Consider the following 17,394-nt stretch of genomic DNA (forward strand, 5'->3'; position numbering starts at 1 on the left):
CGGGCGAGGCGCGTGAGGCGGATCTGGGGGTGGCCTCGGGCAACGGCAAGGGGCAGATCTTCGTCAAGGGCGAGGTCATCAAGACCGTGCCGGAGTCGAAGATCGTGGAGACCCTCATCGAGGAAGCAATGAAGATCGCCGAAGTCATGGCGGCGGACGGCGCCCCCGGCGGGGCACCGCACGTCACCGTCGCCTGAACCGGCGACCCGCCACCGTAGGAACAGCGACCGAGCGGCCGCCCCGGCCCAGGCCGCAAGACGAGGAGGGGGCCCGCGTGTCGTTGCTCGAGAACATCCGCAGTCCGCGCGACCTGAAGACCCTGGACGCCGAGGAGCTGACCGAACTGGCGGAGGAGATCCGCCACTTCCTCATCCACGCCGTCGCCCGCACCGGCGGCCACCTCGGCCCCAACCTGGGCGTGGTGGAGCTCACCATCGCCCTGCACCGCTCCTTCGACTCCCCGGCCGACCGCATCCTGTGGGACACCGGCCACCAGTCGTACGTCCACAAACTGCTCACCGGCCGCCAGGACTTCTCCAAGCTGCGCGGCAAGGGCGGCCTGTCCGGCTACCCCTCGCGCGAGGAGTCCGAGCACGACGTCATCGAGAACAGCCACGCCTCCACCGTGCTGGGCTGGGCCGACGGCCTCGCCAAGGCCAACCAGGTAATCGGCCGCTGGAACCGCCACGTCGTCGCCGTCATCGGCGACGGGGCCCTGACCGGCGGCATGGCCTGGGAGGCGCTCAACAACATAGCCGCGGCCAAGGACCGGCAGCTGATCATCGTCGTCAACGACAACGAGCGCAGCTACGCCCCCACCATCGGCGGCCTCGCCGACCACCTCGCCACGCTCCGCACGACCGACGGCTACGAACGGGTCCTGTCCTGGGGCAAGGACGCGCTCCAGGGCCTGCCCGGCATCGGCAAGCCGCTCTACGAGTCGCTGCACGGCGCCAAGAAGGGCTTCAAGGACGCGTTCGCCCCGCAGGGCATGTTCGAGGACCTGGGCCTGAAGTACCTCGGCCCGATAGACGGGCACGACGTCGCCGCCGTCGAGTCCGCGCTGCGCCGGGCCAAGCGCTTCCACGGCCCCGTCCTCGTCCACTGCCGCACGGAGAAGGGGCGCGGCTACCAGCCCGCCCTGGAGGACGACGCGGACCGCTTCCACACCGTCGGCGTGATCGACCCGCTCACCTCCCGGCCGCTGGCCCCCTCGGCCGGCCGGTCCTGGACCTCGGTGTTCGGCGACGAGATGCTGCGGATCGGCAAGGAGCGGCCGGACGTGGTCGCGATCACCGCCGCCATGCTGCACCCCGTGGGCCTGACCCGGTTCGCGGAGGCCTTCCCCGACCGGGTCTGGGACGTCGGCATCGCCGAGCAGCACGGCGCCGTGTCCGCGGCCGGGCTGGCCACCGGCGGCCTGCACCCGGTCTTCGCCGTGTACGCCACGTTCCTCAACCGCGCCTTCGACCAGGTGCTGATGGACGTCGCCCTGCACAAGTGCGGCGTGACGTTCGTCCTCGACCGGGCCGGCGTCACCGGCACCGACGGGCCCAGCCACAACGGCATGTGGGACATGTCGGTCCTGCAGGTCGTGCCCGGCCTGCGGATCGCCGCCCCGCGCGACGCCGACCAGCTGCGCGCCCAGCTCCGCGAGGCCGTGGACGTCGACGACGCGCCCACCGTGGTCCGCTTCCCGAAGGAGAACGTCGGCGAGCCCGTCCCGGCGCTCTGCCGCGAGGGCGGCACGGACGTCATCGGCCTGCCCGCGGACGGTGCCGAGCCGCAGGTCCTGCTCGTCTCCGTCGGCGCCATGGCCGGCGTGTGCCTGGAGGCCGCCGCGCTCCTCACCGACCGCGGCCTGCCGTGCACCGTCGTCGACCCCCGCTGGGTCAAGCCCGTCGACCCCGCGCTGGTGCGGCTCGCGGCCCGGCACCGGCTCGTCGCGGTCGTCGAGGACAACAGCCGCACCGGCGGCGTCGGCTGGGCCGTCGGGCAGGCGCTGCGCGACGCCGACGTCGACGTGCCGCTGCGCACCTTCGGCATCCCCGAGCAGTTCCTGCCGCACGCCAAGCGCGGCGAGGTCCTGGCGGACCTCGGGCTCACCCCGGCCGAGATCGCCGGCCGGATCAGCTCGGCGACGGCCCGTAAGGAAGCCGCGGGTGATACGGAGGCCCCGGCTCGTGACGAAGCGGCGGGCGGTAAGGGAACCCCGGCTCATCAGGAGGCCCCGGCCCGTCACGACGCCGCGGCCCGTAAGGAGGCCCCGGCCCGGAAGAAGGAGGCCCCGGCCCGTAACGGAGCCCGGGCCCGTGAGCAAGCCGCAGGCGTTCCCGCGGCCGGCAAGGAGAACGACGACGCATGACAGCCGACACGACCGACACCGCAGGCACGACCGGCCGCCCCGCCGGCGGCGGCAAGGGCTTCGACCTGACCCGGCTCCTCGCCGAGCGCGGCGCCGAGCGGTACGACCTGCACGCCCGGCACCTCAACCACCAGCTGCCGCGCATGCTGCACACCATCGGCTTCGACAAGGTCTACGAGCGGGCCGAGGGCGCCTACTTCTGGGACGCCGACGGGCAGGACTACCTCGACATGCTCGCGGGCTTCGGGGTGATGGGCGTCGGCCGCCACCACCCCGTCGTCCGCAAGGCACTGCACGACGTCCTCGACGCCTCGCTCGCCGACCTGACCCGCTTCGACTGCCAGCCGCTGCCCGGCCTGCTCGCCGAGAAGCTGCTGTCGTACGCACCCCACCTGGACCGGGTGTTCTTCGGCAACAGCGGCACCGAGGCGGTGGAGACGGCCCTGAAGTTCGCGCGGTACGCGACGGGCAGACCGCGGGTCCTCTACTGCAGCCACGCCTTCCACGGCCTGACCACCGGCTCGCTCTCCGTCAACGGCGAGGACGGCTTCCGGGACGGCTTCGCGCCGCTGCTGCCCGACACGGCGATCCCGCTGGGCGACCTCGCGGCGCTGGAGCGGGAGCTGGCCCGCGGCGACGTCGCGGCCTTCGTCGTCGAGCCCATCCAGGGCAAGGGCGTCCACGAGGCGCCCCCCGGCTTCCTGCGCGCCGCCCAGGAGCTGCTGCACCGGCACAAGGCGCTGCTCATCGCGGACGAGGTGCAGACCGGCGTCGGGCGCACCGGCGACTTCTTCGCCTACCAGCACGAGGCGGGCGTCGAACCGGACCTGGTGTGCGTGGCCAAGGCGCTCTCGGGCGGCTACGTGCCCGTCGGCGCCACCCTCGGCAAGGACTGGATCTTCAAGAAGGTCTACTCCTCGATGGACCGGGTCCTCGTGCACTCCGCGAGCTTCGGCTCCAACGCGCAGGCCATGGCGGCCGGGCTCGCGGTGCTCTCGGTGCTGGAGGACGAGCAGGTCGTCGCGAACGCCCGGCGCACGGGCGACCTGCTGCGCACCCGGCTCGCGGCGCTCACCGGCAAGTACGAGCTGCTGCACGACGTCCGCGGCCGGGGCCTGATGATCGGCATCGAGTTCGGCAAGCCGTCCTCGCTGGGGCTGCGCAGCCGCTGGGCGATGCTGCAGGCGGCCCGCAAGGGCCTGTTCGCGCAGATGGTCGTGGTGCCGCTGCTGCAGAAGCACCGCATCCTCACCCAGGTCTCCGGCGACCACCTGGAGGTGATCAAGCTGATCCCGCCGCTGATCATCGGGGAGCGCGAGGTGGACCGCTTCGTGGACGCCTTCACCGCTGTGATGGACGACGCCCACGGCGGGGGCGGGCTGCTCTGGGACTTCGGCCGCACGCTGGTGAAGCAGGCGGTGGCCAATCGCTGAGCCGGGCAGGAAATCAGCCGGTCCGGCGTGTGAGGACCGGGGTCCGGGGCGGAGCCCCGCGTCAGTCCGTGAGCAGCCTGGCCTGCAGGCGCTCACGGGCCGCCGGGCCGAGCCCGAGTCCGTCGCCCAGGTACCGGTCGGCCGTGCCCCACACGGCGTCGATCGTCTCGAACGCCGCACGCAAATACGTGGCGCGCGCCTCGAACATCGGCGAGAGCAGCTCCGCGATCTCCCGGTCCTCGGGCCCGGTCGCCTCCGGCGCCCGCCGCATGCGGTAGCGCCGGTGCGGGGCGTTCGACTCCAGGTAGTCGGCCTCGATGACGTCGCGCGCGACGCCGAGGGCGAGCAGGGTGACCGCGACGGACAGCCCGGCGCGGTCCTTCCCGGCCGCGCAGTGCATGAGCGCGGGCACGCTGTCCTCGGCGAGGGAGCGCAGGACGTACCCGAGCTCGGCCGTCCGGCCCGTGATGACCTCGCGGTACGTCTCGGCCATCCGGTCCGCCGCCCTGCCGTCGGCCAGGACGCTCCGCAGGTGCGCGAGGTCGCGGGCGCGCACCATGTTCCAGAACTCGGCGCCGTGGGCCGGGTCGTTGAGCGGCAGGTTCACGTTGCGGACGCCGGTGAGCTCGACGTCCGGGCCGTCGAGCGCGATGTCGGCGTCGTTGCGGAAGTCGAAGACCGTGTGCAGGCCGAGCGTGCCGAGGAAGCGGGCGTCCTCCTCGGTGGCGTGGGCCAGGTGGCCGCTGCGGTAGAGGACGCCGTGCCGCACCCGCAGGCCGTCCGCGGCGGGCAGGCCGCCCAGATCGCGGAAGTTGCGCACTCCCGCCAGCTCGGGCTCGGTGGACGGCACATGCGGCGTCTGCGTCACGGGCACTCCCTGGGTCTCGGCTGCCGGCACTGGTCGTCGGCGAGGCGGCTCAACGACCTTACGACACCGGTTGTACGGGCAATCCGCTCCGTGCGGTAGCCGCGCCGACGTATTCCGCTTGCGGGGAGTTCGCCGGGGTGGGATACATCACGGCACGTCAACCCCTGGTTACGGTGGCGTAGGTCACTCCGGGGGAGGAAAGATGTACTGACGTGGCAGACGATTCGAATTCATTCAGCAAGAGCGCGATCGGGTCGTACGCAGCCGTCGGGGACAGCTTCACCGAAGGCGTCGGCGACCCAGGGCCGGACGACACCTTCATCGGCTGGGCCGACCGACTCGCCGTACTCCTCGCCGACCAGCGCCCCGAGCACGACTTCCGCTACGCCAACCTCGCCGTGCGCGGCCGCCTCCTGGACCAGATCGTCGCGGAGCAGGTGCCCCGGGCGAAGGAGCTCGGCCCCGAGCTCGTGACCTTCTGCGCGGGCGGCAACGACATCCTGCGCCCGGGCAGCGACCCGGACGACGTGGCCGAGCGCTACGAGAAGGCCGTCGCCGAGCTGGCCTCCTCCGTGGGCACCGTGCTGCTGTGCACCGGCTTCGACACCCGCGGGATGCCCGTGCTGCGGCACCTGCGGGGCAAGATCGCGACGTACACCGCCCATGTGCGCGCCATCGCGGACCGGCACGGCTGCCCGGTCCTGGACCTGTGGTCGCTGCGCTCGGTGCAGGACCGCAGGGCCTGGAGCGACGACCGGCTCCACCTCTCGCCCGACGGGCACACGCGGGTCGCCCTGCGGGCCGCCCAGGTGCTCGGCCTTGAGGTGCCGGCCGACCCGGACCAGGCCTGGCCGGACGAGGACCACCGCTCGCCCGCCGAGGTGCGGCGCGACAACATCCACTGGGCGCGCGAGCACCTGGTGCCGTGGATCGGCCGCCGGCTGCGCGGCGAGTCCTCGGGAGACCACGTGGAGCCCAAGCGGCCGGACCTGCTGCCGCTGTAGCGCCACCATCGGGGGGAGGGCGCCGGGGTGAGTCTTCAGGGGGAGGGCTTCAGGAGAGAAGGCTTCAAGGGGTGAGCCGCCCGGCAGCCAGATCGGCCCAGACGACGCGGCCCCGGCCGCTGTCGTCGGGCCGGACCCCCCAGGCCTGGGACAGCGCGCCCACGAGCAGCAGCCCGCGGCCGCTCTCCTCGTCCGCCCCGCTGCACCGCGCCCGCGGCTCCGTCGGCGTGCGGCCCTGGTCGGCCACCTCTATGCGCAGATGCGCGCCGAGCACCCTCAGCTGACAGCTGACGTTCGCGCTGTCCGTGTGCCGGACGGCGTTGGTGAAGAGCTCGGACACCACCAACTGGGCGTCGTCGCACGCCACTTCGTCGATGCCCCACTCCCGCAGTTGCGCGAGGACCCGTTTTCGCGCGGCTGCCACCGAGGCGCCGCGAGCCGGGAAGTGGAAGGCGTCCTGCAGACGCGCGGCCATGGAACAGCCGAAGCGCCCGAGCGAAGGTGCGTCATGGGAGGGGACCACGCCGTAACTATGTGCGATACGGCTGAGGTGTGGCAAGGTTCAATCTGTAAATTACAGAATCGTCAGAGCAGTCTGTCGGCTCCGGGGGCGCGCGTGACAGACTGCGGGCATATGACAAGCATCTGACGGTCAGCTGACGACCGGTGGGCACGGAGGGGGAGGAACAGTGGCGGAAGCGCGTCCGGCGGGCGCCCCGACCGTACTGCGGGTCGTCCTCGGCAAACGGCTGCACGACCTGCGGGAGAAGGCCGGCCTCAGCTACGAGCAGGCGGGCCGCGCCCTCGACGTCACGCACGCCACCGTCCGCAGGATGGAGAAGGCCGAAGTCGGCCTGAAGCTCCCCTACGTGGAGAAGCTGCTGCGCGTCTACGGCGTCACCGACCCCGCCGAGGTCGAGGGCTTCCTCGACCTCGCGCGGGAGGCGAACCGCCCCGGTTGGTGGCACCGCTTCCGGGACGTCCTGCCCGAGTGGTTCAGCGCGTTCGTCAGCCTGGAGGGCGAGGCCAACCTCATCCGGGCCTACGAACCGCACTACGTCCCGGGGTTGCTGCAGACCGAGCGCTACGCACGTGCCGTGCTCCGCGCCGGCCAGCCGCACGCCCCCGAGGCCGACATCGAGCGCGCGGTCGCCGTCCGCCGGGAGCGCCAGTCGCTGCTCACCCGCGAGGGCGCGCCGCTGCTGTGGGTGGTGATGGACGAGACCGTGCTCCGCCGGCCCATCGGCGGGCCGGACATCATGCGCGAGCAGGTCGCCCGGCTCGCCGAGGCCACCGCCATGCCCAACGTACGGCTGCAGATCATGCCGTTCGCCGCCGGGCCGCACCCGGCGATGTACGGACCGTTCCACATCTTCCGGTTCCCGCTCCCGGAGCTTCCGGACATCGCATACGCAGAAAACCTCGTCGGCGCCTCGTACTTCGACCAGCGCGAGGACGTCTCGGCCTTCCTGGAGGCGCTGGACCGGATGTGCGCGCAGGCCGCGCCGGCACAGACCACCGAGGCCGTCCTGGGCGGGATTCGTAAGGAGATCTGAACCATGGATCGCATCTACAACGGCATGCCCGCCACCGACCTCGGCACCGAGGGGTGGAGCAAGCCGTGGAGCGGCGGCAACGGGGGCTCGTGCGTCGAGGCGCTGCTGCTGGGCGACGGCCGGATCGCCCTGCGCCAGTCGACCGACCCAGGGGGCCCCGCCCTGATCTACACGCGTCACGAGATGGAGAGCTTCATCAACGGCGCCAAGGCGGGCGCGGCGGACTTCCTGCTCGCCGGCTCGGGCGCCGCCTGCGAGTAAGCCGCGCACGCACCGTGCAGCACACGACGGGCATGACCCCGCGGGCGTGCGCCCACGGGCATGACACCAGGATCGGAGCACCGCATGAACCAGCAGGGCTTCGCCGCCGAGGACATCGACACCAGCCGGCCGCACCCGGCCCGGATGTACGACTACTACCTCGGCGGCTGGGACAACTACGAGGTCGACCGGCAGGCCGCCGAGCACGTCATCCGGGCGCACCCGCAGGTGCGGCTCTCCGCCCGGGCCAACCGGGCCTTCCTGCGGCGGGCCGTGCGGGAGGTCGTCCGCGGCGGCGTCCGGCAGGTCATCGACATCGGCACGGGCATCCCCACCTCGCCCAACACCCACGAGGTGGCGCGGGAGGTTGCCCCGGACGTGCGCGTCGCCTACGTCGACAACGACCCCATCGTCGCCACGCACGCGGGCGCGAAGCTCACCGGCACCGGACAGGCGGGCTTCGTCCTCGGTGACGTGCGCGACCCGGAGGCGATCCTCGCCCGCCCCGAGGTGCGCGAGCTGATCGACTTCCGCGAGCCGGTGGCCCTGCTGCTCGTGGCCGTCCTCCACTTCGTCACCGACGAGGAGGACCCGGCGGGCATCGTCGCGGCCTTCGCGGACGCCCTTCCCGCCGGCAGCCACCTCGTGCTCTCCCACGCCACGGCCGAACCGTACGAGGGCTACGCGGACGGCCACACCGACGTGAAGGCCCGCGACAGCGTCGTCGGCACGTACAAGAACGCCACCGCAGGTCTCAACCTGCGCGACCGCGCCTCCGTCGAGCCGCTCTTCGGCGCCTTCGAACTCCTGGACCCGGGCCTGGTCCGGGTGCCGCTCTGGCGGCCGGACGGGCCGGTCCCGGGCCCCGAGGAGCTCAACGACACGATCTTCTACGGGGGCGTGGGCCGCAAGGGGTAGGCGAGCGGGCCGCAAGGGCCGGCGGCCCGGCCCGCGGAGGCTGATGGGCCGCGGAGCCGGCCGGCGGCCCGCGGGGCTAGTGGCCCGCCACCGTCCGGTCCGCCTGCGGGCGGGCCGCGGCGGCGGGTATGTCACAGCTGTCCTTGAAGCCCTGGCTGTGCAGCCCCAGCGCCGAGTTGGTGCGCGAGCGGAGGTTCTCCACCGCGATCATCGAGGTCAGCTCGACGAACGCGGCGTCGCCCAGGCGCTGCCGCAGCCGCTCCGCGAGGTCGTCCTCGACGGTCGGCGGGGTGGCCGTCATGGCCTCCGCGTACGCCATGACGTCCCGCTCCAGCGGGGCGTAGGCGCGGCTCTCGCGCCATACCGGGACGTCCTGCAGCTTCTCGTGCGACAGCCCGTGCCCGCGGTTGAGCCAGTAGCCGAAGTCCATGCACCACGAGCAGCCGATGGCGGCCGCCGACGCCATCTCGGCCAGCGCCTTCAGCTGCGGGTCGAGCTTCTTCCAGCGGCCCACGGACAGCTCGAAGCGGGACGTCGTGAGCAGCACGCGCCGGTTGTGGGCGAGGGCCATCAGCGGCTCCAGCACCTTGCCGTAGGTGCGCCGGCTGTACCACTCCATGATCCGGACGAGCGGGGTGCGGTCCGGGGTGAGCGAGATCCTGGCCATGGCTGGTTCCTCCGATGTGGTGGTCGTGCCTGTGCCCATAGGACGGATCGGACCGGTGGATGTGTGACATCCGGGGGTGACGGCGGTGGTGAGAGGACCGTCACACCGGCTCGTGGGCTCGTGGGCTTGTGGGCTTGTGGGGCTTGTGGCCGGTGTCCGGGACGGACAACCGGACAACCGGGCAACCGGGCAACCGGACCGGGCACCCAGGCACCCGTAGAGGACCGACCTACGCTGGGGCCATGGACGACGAGCTCTTTCCCCGCCCCCGGGCCGAGATCGCGCCCGGAGCCGTCCACGTCCCCGGCTGGCTGGACCTCGCCGCCCAGCAGCGCCTGCTCACCGCCTGCCGCACCTGGGCGCGGCCGCCCGCCGGGCTGCGGACCGTACGCATGCCGAGCGGCGGGCAGATGTCCGTCCGCATGGTTTGTCTGGGCTGGCACTGGTACCCGTACGGCTATGCCCGCACGGTCGTGGACGGCGACGGCGCGCCGGTCAAGCCGTTCCCCGGCCGGCTGGGGCGGATGGCCGCGCAGGCCGTTGCCGACGCGTACGGCGAGGAGCCCCCGGAGGCCGCGGACTCCGCCGAGTACGACATCGCTCTGGTCAATTTCTACGACGGCGCCGCGGCGATGGGCATGCACCGGGACAGCGATGAGAAGTCCGCGGCTCCCGTCGTCTCCCTCAGCCTCGGTGACAGCTGTGTCTTCCGCTTCGGCAACACCCGCACCCGCAACCGTCCGTGGACCGACGTCGTACTGCGCAGCGGTGACCTGTTCGTCTTCGGAGGGCCCTCGCGCGCGGCCTTCCACGGCGTGCCCCGCACCCTTCCCGGCACCGGGCCCGCCGCGCTCGGGCTCACGGGCCGGCTGAACATCACCCTCCGGGTGAGCGGGCTGTGAAGGCCCGGCAAACGGAACCGGCGGCACCGTAGGAGCCCGGCAAGCGGAGGGGACGGCACCGTAAAAAATCACGTGCGGGTGGGGGCGCGACCCTGCACAGTGGGTCCCCGGCAGTGCGCCGGCCGCGCGTCCGGGCTCGTATCACGGGGGTGAGCCCGGGCGGCGGCAGCCGGAGAGAGCACCGGCGCTCCCCGGAAGGCCCGCCCGGCCGTCGGCCGGGGGCCGCCCGGGCGCCCGCCGGGCCGGGGCAGATAATGGCGGGTGATCTGGCCGCTTTCGCCCTGGAGGTGCCGTGACCGGCTTCCGCCTCAGCAGCTCACCGCTCGACGCCCTGCGCCCCGCCGCGTTCGGCGCCGACCCGTCCGGGGAGCGGATGGCGCGCATCCGGCGGTCGCCGCACTTCGCCGACGGCGTCTTCACCAATCCCGTCGGCGCCCAGCGCACGCCGTCCGGCGCGATGCTGAAGTTCCTGCCCACGTACTTCCGCGCGGAGGAGCGCGCCCGCCGGGCGCCCGCCGGCTCCGTGCCCGTCCACCCGACGACCGTGGCCGACCTGGCCGTCCCCGCGGCGTCGGGGCTGCGGCTGACCTGGATGGGGCACTCCAGCGTGCTCGCCGAGATCGACGGGGCCCGGGTGCTCTTCGACCCCGTCTGGTCCGAGCGCTGCTCGCCCTTCGCCTTCGCGGGCCCGAAGCGACTGCACCCGGTGCCCGTGCCGCTGCGAGAGACCGGGCCCCTCGACGCCGTGGTCATCTCCCACGACCACTACGACCACCTGGACATGCCGACCGTCCGTGCCCTCGCCCGCGGCACCGGCGCGCGGTTCGTCGTACCGCTCGGCGTCGGTGCCCACTTGGAGCACTGGGGCGTGCCCGCGGACCGGATCACCGAGCTCGACTGGCACGAGTCGGCCCGCGTCGCCGGCCTCACCTTCACCGCCACCCCCGCCCGCCACTTCTGCGGCCGCGCGCTGCGCAACACCCAGCACACGCTCTGGGCCTCGTGGGTGGTGGCCGGTGCCGCCCACCGCGTCTTCCACAGCGGCGACACCGGCTACTTCCCCGGCTTCAAGGACATCGGCGCCCAGTACGGGCCGTTCGACGCCACGATGGTGCAGATCGGGGCGTATTCGGAATTCTGGCCGGACATCCACATGACGCCCGAGGAGGGCCTCCGGGCCCACGCCGACCTGCAGGGCGGCGACGCCGCGCACGGTGTGTTCCTGCCCATCCACTGGGGCACGTTCAACCTCGCGCCGCACCCGTGGGAGGAGCCCGCCGAGGGCTCCGTCGTCGCGGGCCGCCGCCACGGGGCGCGCGTCGCGACGCCGCGACCCGGGCAGCCCTTCGAGCCGGCGGACGGCGCCGGTCTCCCGGCGGATCCGTGGTGGCGGGCGGTGGCGGCGCGGCCGGCGGGGCAGCCCGCGGCTCCTGCGGAGCCCGCCGGGGCAGCCGCAGTGCCGGAGGTGTCGCTGCGGGCGTGAGTGCGGGGTGCCGACCGGTCCGGCCGGGGGCTTGCTCGCCGTAACGGCGGTGGTATGGCGCCGGCGCCATGTCCTTCCGCCGCGACGGTGCTCAGTCCCCGGAACGTCTCCGGCGGTGCCGTACTGGGCTCGGCCCAGGGGCTGATCGCAGCGTGTCGCACTCTTCTCCCTGCCGCAATGGCGCGTGAGCCCTATGGCGTGACCGGCGGGGCTGTACCAGACACGGCCGAGGAACTGATCGGGGCGTGCCGCACTCTTCTTCCCGCCGCAATGGCGCGTAAGTCCCACGGCCGTACCGGCGGTGCCGTACTGGCGGTGCCGTACCGGCGGTGCCGTACCGGCGTCGGCCCCGGGCACCCGGCCCAGGGCCCCGCCCCGTCAGAGGTGAAGCTCCATGTCACAGCAGGAGTCCCGCCGGATCTGCCGTGACACGGCGAGCCACGCGTCCGCGGCCCGGACCCCGGCCGTCGCCGGAGCCGGAGGCGCTCCGGCCGGCTCGTACGCCGCGACCAGCCGCGCCGCCTCGAACGGCACACCACCCCGCAGCACCGAAACCGTCCGCACCAGCGCGTCGAAGTCGGTGAAGGGATCGCCGTCCACCACCGTCACGTCCGCGAGCTTGCCGGGCTCCAGCGTGCCCAGGTCGCGGTCCGCGCCGAAGACCCGGGCCGGCAGCACCGTCGCGGTCCGCAGCGCCTGCGCCGGGGACAGCCCGTACCGGTGGAGCGCGCGCAGCCCCAGGTGCAGGGAGAGACCCACGGGCACGAGCGGGGCGTCGGTGCCCAGCGCGACGAGGCCGCCGCCCGCGAGCACCCGGCGGTAGACGCCGGTCTCGCGCTCCAGGGTGGCCAGCTGGTCGGCGGTCGGCGGGGCGGCCGCGGTCCGGCGGACGACCTCGACGTCCCACGGCGGCATCATCCGCGTCACCCGGGGGTCCTGCGCGAGCGCCGGCGCCTCGCCGAGCAGCGGTACGGACGTGAAGATCGTGGCGACGAGGTGGAAGTCCCCGCGGGTGTAGATCTCCTCCACGTCCTGGTACGCGCGCCCCGACGCGGTCGTCGCGTGCCCGAACTCCAGCCGCTGCGTGGCCTGCAGATGGGTCGTCAGATCCTGGCCGAGCTGGACGCCGGGCGACAGGAGGTGGCTGCCGGCGCGGACCCCGAGCCGGTCGTGCGCGAAGCGAGCCGCCTCCTCCATCAGCCAGCCGGGCGCGCGGACGTAGGTCTTCACGAAGTCCCAGTCCAGGGCCTCGGCGCGGGACAGCGACCGGCGCAGCCCCTCGCGCGTGCGGTGTGCGCGGCCCATGCTGTACGCGACGCGGGCGCCGTCGAGGAGCTCCCCGGTGGCCAGCAGCCGCGGCCCCGCGAGCTCGCCCGCGGCCACGGCCTCGCGGATGCGGGCCTGCTCGTGGGCGCCGCCGCCGAACGACACCGCGGTGGTGATCCCGTAGGCCAGCTGCAGCGCCGTCTGCCGGCCGCCGTAGGTGTTCTGGTACGGGTGGGTGTGGGTGTCCCAGAGCCCGGGGATCACCGTGCCGGACGACGCGTCGACGGTGCGGGCGGCCGCGCGCCGCGCCCGGTGCGGCTCGACGGCGGCGATCCGGCCGTCGCGGACGACCAGGTCGACGTCCTCGCGCACGGTGTCGCCGGTGCCGTCCCAGAGCCGTCCGGCGTGCACGACGGTGTCGGCGGGCACAGGGCGCCGGTAGCCGAGGGACACGCTGACCGTACGGGCCCCGGACCCCTTGGCGGTGTCGAGCAGCCGCAGGCGGCCCGCGGAGAGGTAGAGGAGCGTGCGGGAGTCCGCCGCCCAGGAGGGGTCCTCGGCGGCCTCGTCCGTCAGCCGGCGGGGCTCGCCGTCCGGGGTGCCGTCGGGCCGCACGGGCAGCAGCCACAGCGCGGACTCGGCGATCACCGCCATGTGCCGGCCGTCGGGCGACCAGACGGGCCCGGAGCCGTAGCGGTCGCTCAGCGAGACGTGCGGGGCGAGGGCGTGCAGCCGGGCGCCGCCGCCGGTCGTGTCGATCACGCGGATGAGGTTGTACCCCTCGCGGAAGCGCTGGTTCAGCCGGTTGCGGTCGCAGAGGGCGACGTAGCGGCCGTCCGGTGACCAGCTCGGCCGGCCCGGCAGCCCGCCGCCGCCCAGGGCGGCTGCCAGGACCCGGTCCGTACCGGCGGCGAGGTCGCGCACGACGAGGTTCCCGGCCAGGTCGAGGGCGGCCAGTCTCCGGCCGTCGGGCGACAGGACGGGGTACGCGCGGCCGCCCTCGGCCAGCACGGTGTCCGCGCCGGAGGCGAGGTCGTGGCGGCGCGCGGCGAGCAGACCGCCGTTGTCGCCCGCGTACACGAGCGACTGCCCGTCGGGGCTCCAGGCGGGCCCGAAGGGATAGCGGGCGGGGTCGGCCTTGACGACCCGGCGCGGCGGCCGGCCGCCCGCCACGTCGGCCACCCAGAGCGCGTTGAGGGCGCCGAACGCGACCCGGCGGCCGTCGGGCGAGAGGGCGGGGAAATGCAACGAGCGGACCGTGTGCACTCCACCGGCGTCGAGGTCGTACCGCTTGGTGCGGTAGCGCGGCCGGGGAATCGCGAGCCGGCCGGCGAAGGGGACGACCTCGGCGTCGCGCGGTGCCTGCGGGCGGATGACCCGGAACGTCCCGCTGACGGTGAGCAGCAGCTCGCCGGACCGGGTCCAGCGCGGCGGCACGGGCTCGACGTCCCCGTCGATCGCCACGGGCGCGCCGTCCACGACGAGCGTGCAGCCGGCCGCGGGAGCGGGAGTTGTACGGAGATAGGCGAGGCGCCCGTCCGGGGCGACCGCCGGCGTCATGATCTGCCCGGCGGCGGCCTCGGTGTGCTCGACCCGCACCGGCCCGTGCCCGTCGGCGGGCACGGACGCGACCGTACGGGCCTCCAGTGCGGTCCCGGCGAGGCGCCCGCGGACGAACAGCAGCCGGGCGCCGTCCGGCGACCACGCCGGGTCGAAGTCCTCCCACGCCCCGTCCTGCAGCGGCCCCTCCTGCCCGCTCACCCCGGTGACCTGCGTCAGCGCGCCCGTCCGCACGTCCACCACCCACACCCGGTACGGGCTCCCGGCCACCGGGTCGCCGCCGCGCTCGGAGGCGAACGCGATCCGCGTGCCGTCGGGCGACCAGGCGGGCCCGCGGTCGTCCCACGGCCCGTCCGTGACCTGCCGCAGCCCGCTGCCGTCGGGCCGCAGCGTCCAGATGTGAAAGCCACCGCCCCGGTACGCGCAGACGGCGAGCTGCCGGCCGTCGGGCGAGTGCACCGGCCGGGTCGGCTCCAGATCCGCCGGAGTGATCGCGACGGCCTCCCCGCCCTTGCGCGGCACGGACCACAGCACGTTCTGCACCTCGGCGATCAGCCGGTCCCCACCGGGCGCGAGACTGGCCGCCCCATTGGTGGCAGCCGTGAACGACAGCCCCCCGCTTTCCCCGGGCGCCGCCACGGCCATGGCCACGGCCCCGGGCAACACCCCAGCGACTCCGGCCGCCGCCGCGGTACCGGCCGCGGCCTGCAGGAACCTGCGCCGGGAGAGGGCGGAAGACCGAGAGAGGGCGGAAGGGGGAATCGGGGCGTCCGAGGTTGCCAACTGTCCTCCTGGGGCGGGGGAGTTGCCCGCGTCGCGAGCGACGTCCGAAGGCCCGATGGTCCCACGGGGGCCGGGAGGGCGGTCAACACCGCGTGAGGGGGGGAGGGGTCTGGGGCATACCGAATAAATCGCCCAAACAGAATATTCACGGATAATCGTTGTGCTGGAAGGCGTGCGCGATCACCCGCTGAAGTGCGGTATTGTTCTCATGCGCGGTCGGCAAGGGCGAGAGCCCGGGCCGGACAAGCACCGGGACGTGGCGCAGTTTGGTAGCGCACTTGACTGGGGGTCAAGGGGTCGTGGGTTCAAATCCCGCCGTCCCGACCAGCGATTTTCGCAGGTCGGAGGCCGTTCTCTCGTTATGAGAGGACGGCCTTTCCGTTGTCCGGGGCCGGGTGGAAGCGCACCGCCAGTGCCGCGATGTCGTCGTCGAGGCCCCCGCTGCTGTGGGTGAGCAGGTCGCGGTGGAGGCCGTCGAGGAGTTCGCGCGGGCGTTGCGGGGTCTGGTGGCTCATCCAGTCGGCCAGGGGGAAGAAGTCGCCGTTGCGGTCGCGGGCCTCGGTGACGCCGTCGGTGTAGAGGAGTAGCTGGTCGTCGGGAGCGAAGGTGAAGGTGTCGGTGCTGTAGCAATCGCCGATCAGGCCCGCGAGGTTGAGCAGCGGCGCGGGGTCGGTGGGGCTCAGGACGCGGAGGCCCTCGCGGTTCAGGAGGAGTGGCGGGGGGTGTCCGCAGTTGAGGATCCTGATGATGCTGCTGCTGTCCTCGTGCGGGATCTCGACGAGGACGGCGGTGGAGAAGCGTTCCGCCAGGTCGTCCGGGGGGAACGCGGCGTTGTAGCGGGTGCTGCTGGCTTCCAGGCGGCGGGCGATGCCGGCCAGGTCGGGTTCGTCGTAGGCCGCCTCGCGGAAGGAGTTGACCACCGCCGCGGCCGTCCCGACGGCGGGCAGGCCCTTGCCCCGTACGTCGCCGATGAGCAGGCGGACGCCGTGCCGTGTGTCGGCCACCTCGTAGAAGTCGCCGCCGATGCGGGCCTCGGCCGCGGCCGCGAGGTACAGCGACTCGATCTCGATGGCGCCGAAGCGGCGCGGCATCGGGCTCAGGACGACCTGCTGTGCCGCGTCGGCGACGAGTCTGACCTGGAAGAGGGACTGCTCGCGCTGGAGGCGGACGTGGCTTCCGTACGCGGCGGCCACGGTGACGGCGACGATGCCCGCCACCGTGTACCAGGCCCCCAGCCCGGGGAAGACCAGGCTGAGGCCGATCATGAGCAGGAAGCAGACGGTTCCCAGCAGCACGGTGGGGAGCACGGGCCACATGGCGGCGGCGAGGGCGGGGGCCGCGGGCAGGATGCGGCTGAAGGCCATGTCCGGGGGAGTGGCGTACGCCAGGCTGGCGATGACCACGGTCAGGATCACCGGTGACAGCTGAACTGGGGACCACCGGCCCTGGGAGCGACGGGGTCGCGGCTGTCCGGGCTTGACCATGCTGCATATCGTATCTGGACATCATGGACATATGACCTTTTTGGGGTGGGGTATACCCCACCCGGGGGGTGTGTCACCCGAATGGCGAGGGCCGGGGTTCGCATGAATGTGCGATGCCTTGTGTGGGAAGTCGTGCGGTTCCTCGCCCCCCCGCCTCCCACTCGGCACCCTGCCGGATGGCAGTTGTCCGGCCAACTGCCCCCGGACAAGATCGAGTCGTGGACATCAACATGAAGAGCAAGGCGCTCCGGCGCACCGCCACCGCCGTCGTCGGCGCTGCGACCGCCGCGGCGGTCCTGGGCACGCTCGCCCCGGCCGCCCAGGCCGCGTCGGAGCCCGCGAAGAAGGGCGCGGCCGCGGCCGCGCAGCACACCAAGTACACCGACGAGGAGATCGTCGGCCTGTTCACCCTCGGTTCCGGCCGCGCGGCCCAGGAACACCCCGAGGTCCTCAAGAAGTTCGGTATACCCCAGCAGAAGGTGGACGCCGCCCGCGTGGCGAGCCTGACCTCCGCGCTGCGCACGACCGACCCGGCCTTCCACCAGGCCGTGACGCAGAACGTGCAGAGCGGCAACCCGTACAAGGTCGAGAAGGCCCTCACCACCCTGTCCGCCGACGTCCAGGCGGTCAGCAACGGCAAGGGCAACCGCGCCGACGCCGTGGCGCTGGGCTCCTGGTGGTTCAAGACCCAGCAGGCCGTCGTGCAGACGGGCACCGTCGCGACGACCGTCGCGGCCGTCGCCGAGGTCGGCGTGGTCTTCGTGGTGGCCTACCGCTCCGCGGACGACACCTCGCAGTTCACCAAGCAGGCCATGGCCGCCTCGGTGGCGCGCGCCCTCTGACC

15 protein-coding genes and 1 tRNA gene are annotated in these 17,394 nt (G+C 73.3%); 11 read left to right on the forward strand and 5 right to left on the reverse strand.

The window, feature by feature from the left end; genetic code table 11:
- The 3 genes from ACOTKD_RS22395 to ACOTKD_RS22405 form a co-directional block, all read left to right on the forward strand.
- Positions 1–197 (forward strand): flavodoxin-dependent (E)-4-hydroxy-3-methylbut-2-enyl-diphosphate synthase (locus tag ACOTKD_RS22395; protein ID WP_424890781.1); only part of this gene is annotated, 197 nt, incomplete at its 5' end.
- A 77-nt stretch (positions 198–274) separates the two neighbouring features.
- A complete protein-coding gene (gene dxs / locus ACOTKD_RS22400; RefSeq protein WP_424890782.1) occupies positions 275–2,365 on the forward strand; it encodes a 1-deoxy-D-xylulose-5-phosphate synthase in 2,091 nt (696 codons plus the stop codon).
- Positions 2,362–3,798: an aspartate aminotransferase family protein gene (locus ACOTKD_RS22405; protein ID WP_424890783.1), complete on the forward strand. Its 1,437-nt coding sequence runs from the start codon at positions 2,362–2,364 to the stop codon at positions 3,796–3,798. Before dxs ends, ACOTKD_RS22405 begins: the two co-directional genes overlap by 4 nt.
- A 61-nt stretch (positions 3,799–3,859) precedes the next feature.
- On the opposite strand, the gene ACOTKD_RS22410 is transcribed toward ACOTKD_RS22405, so the two are convergent.
- The gene (locus ACOTKD_RS22410) at positions 3,860–4,666 is read right to left on the reverse strand and encodes a tyrosine-protein phosphatase (RefSeq protein WP_424890784.1); all 807 of its coding nucleotides are present in this window, start codon (positions 4,664–4,666) and stop codon (positions 3,860–3,862) included.
- Between the two features lie 212 nt (positions 4,667–4,878).
- Here ACOTKD_RS22410 and ACOTKD_RS22415 point away from each other — a divergent pair, with 212 nt between their 5' ends.
- The gene (locus ACOTKD_RS22415) at positions 4,879–5,670 is read left to right on the forward strand and encodes an SGNH/GDSL hydrolase family protein (RefSeq protein WP_030365048.1); all 792 of its coding nucleotides are present in this window, start codon (positions 4,879–4,881) and stop codon (positions 5,668–5,670) included.
- Between the two features lie 64 nt (positions 5,671–5,734).
- Here ACOTKD_RS22415 and ACOTKD_RS22420 read toward each other — a convergent pair whose 3' ends face one another.
- Positions 5,735–6,193: an ATP-binding protein gene (locus ACOTKD_RS22420; protein ID WP_359106436.1), complete on the reverse strand. Its 459-nt coding sequence runs from the start codon at positions 6,191–6,193 to the stop codon at positions 5,735–5,737.
- Between the two features lie 166 nt (positions 6,194–6,359).
- On the opposite strand from ACOTKD_RS22420, the gene ACOTKD_RS22425 reads away from it, so the two are divergent.
- From ACOTKD_RS22425 to ACOTKD_RS22435, 3 genes are all read left to right on the forward strand, one after another.
- The gene (locus ACOTKD_RS22425) at positions 6,360–7,226 is read left to right on the forward strand and encodes a helix-turn-helix domain-containing protein (RefSeq protein WP_424890785.1); all 867 of its coding nucleotides are present in this window, start codon (positions 6,360–6,362) and stop codon (positions 7,224–7,226) included.
- 3 nt (positions 7,227–7,229) lie between these two features.
- A complete protein-coding gene (locus tag ACOTKD_RS22430) occupies positions 7,230–7,487 on the forward strand; it encodes a DUF397 domain-containing protein (RefSeq protein WP_030365045.1) in 258 nt (85 codons plus the stop codon).
- 84 nt (positions 7,488–7,571) lie between these two features.
- Positions 7,572–8,405 (forward strand): SAM-dependent methyltransferase, encoded by an 834-nt coding sequence (locus ACOTKD_RS22435; RefSeq protein WP_424890786.1) that lies wholly within the window; start codon positions 7,572–7,574, stop codon positions 8,403–8,405.
- Between the two features lie 76 nt (positions 8,406–8,481).
- Here ACOTKD_RS22435 and ACOTKD_RS22440 read toward each other — a convergent pair whose 3' ends face one another.
- Positions 8,482–9,072 carry a carboxymuconolactone decarboxylase family protein gene (locus ACOTKD_RS22440; protein ID WP_424890787.1) on the reverse strand — a complete coding sequence of 197 codons (591 nt, stop codon included), beginning with the start codon at positions 9,070–9,072 and terminating at the stop codon, positions 8,482–8,484.
- A 242-nt stretch (positions 9,073–9,314) separates the two neighbouring features.
- Here ACOTKD_RS22440 and ACOTKD_RS22445 point away from each other — a divergent pair, with 242 nt between their 5' ends.
- Together ACOTKD_RS22445 and ACOTKD_RS22450 are read left to right on the forward strand one after the other, a co-directional pair.
- Complete coding sequence (locus ACOTKD_RS22445) at positions 9,315–9,974, forward strand: alpha-ketoglutarate-dependent dioxygenase AlkB family protein (protein ID WP_424890788.1); 660 nt, start codon at positions 9,315–9,317, stop codon at positions 9,972–9,974.
- Between the two features lie 292 nt (positions 9,975–10,266).
- Positions 10,267–11,457 (forward strand): MBL fold metallo-hydrolase, encoded by a 1,191-nt coding sequence (locus tag ACOTKD_RS22450; RefSeq protein ID WP_424890789.1) that lies wholly within the window; start codon positions 10,267–10,269, stop codon positions 11,455–11,457.
- Positions 11,458–11,835: 378 nt separating this feature from the next.
- Here the strand turns inward: ACOTKD_RS22450 and ACOTKD_RS22455 are convergent, their stop codons facing one another.
- The gene (locus ACOTKD_RS22455; RefSeq protein ID WP_424890790.1) at positions 11,836–15,066 is read right to left on the reverse strand and encodes an amidohydrolase family protein; all 3,231 of its coding nucleotides are present in this window, start codon (positions 15,064–15,066) and stop codon (positions 11,836–11,838) included.
- A 250-nt stretch (positions 15,067–15,316) separates the two neighbouring features.
- Here ACOTKD_RS22455 and ACOTKD_RS22460 point away from each other — a divergent pair.
- Positions 15,317–15,393, forward strand: a tRNA-Pro gene (locus ACOTKD_RS22460).
- A gap of 32 nt (positions 15,394–15,425) precedes the next feature.
- Here the strand turns inward: ACOTKD_RS22460 and ACOTKD_RS22465 are convergent.
- Positions 15,426–16,550: a PP2C family protein-serine/threonine phosphatase gene (locus tag ACOTKD_RS22465; RefSeq protein ID WP_424890791.1), complete on the reverse strand. Its 1,125-nt coding sequence runs from the start codon at positions 16,548–16,550 to the stop codon at positions 15,426–15,428.
- 218 nt (positions 16,551–16,768) lie between these two features.
- Here ACOTKD_RS22465 and ACOTKD_RS22470 point away from each other — a divergent pair, with 218 nt between their 5' ends.
- Positions 16,769–17,392, forward strand: a complete 624-nt coding sequence (locus ACOTKD_RS22470; protein ID WP_424890792.1) for a hypothetical protein — start codon at positions 16,769–16,771, stop codon at positions 17,390–17,392.
- Positions 17,393–17,394: the final 2 nt, after the last annotated feature.

It is taken from the genome of Streptomyces sp. XH2 (assembly GCF_049725035.1).
GTDB lineage: Bacteria > Actinomycetota > Actinomycetes > Streptomycetales > Streptomycetaceae > Streptomyces > Streptomyces roseoverticillatus.

What these genes read in the sequence shown, in the direction of transcription:
- ACOTKD_RS22405 (WP_424890783.1), top strand. Translation starts at nt 2,362, where the DNA reads ATGACAGCCGACACGACCGACACCGCAGGCACGACCGGCCGCCCCGCC.
- ACOTKD_RS22430 (WP_030365045.1), top strand. Translation starts at nt 7,230, where the DNA reads ATGGATCGCATCTACAACGGCATGCCCGCCACCGACCTCGGCACCGAG.
- ACOTKD_RS22435 (WP_424890786.1), top strand. Translation starts at nt 7,572, where the DNA reads ATGAACCAGCAGGGCTTCGCCGCCGAGGACATCGACACCAGCCGGCCG.
- ACOTKD_RS22440 (WP_424890787.1), bottom strand. Translation starts at nt 9,072, where the DNA reads ATGGCCAGGATCTCGCTCACCCCGGACCGCACCCCGCTCGTCCGGATC.
- ACOTKD_RS22445 (WP_424890788.1), top strand. Translation starts at nt 9,315, where the DNA reads ATGGACGACGAGCTCTTTCCCCGCCCCCGGGCCGAGATCGCGCCCGGA.
- ACOTKD_RS22465 (WP_424890791.1), bottom strand. Translation starts at nt 16,550, where the DNA reads ATGGTCAAGCCCGGACAGCCGCGACCCCGTCGCTCCCAGGGCCGGTGG.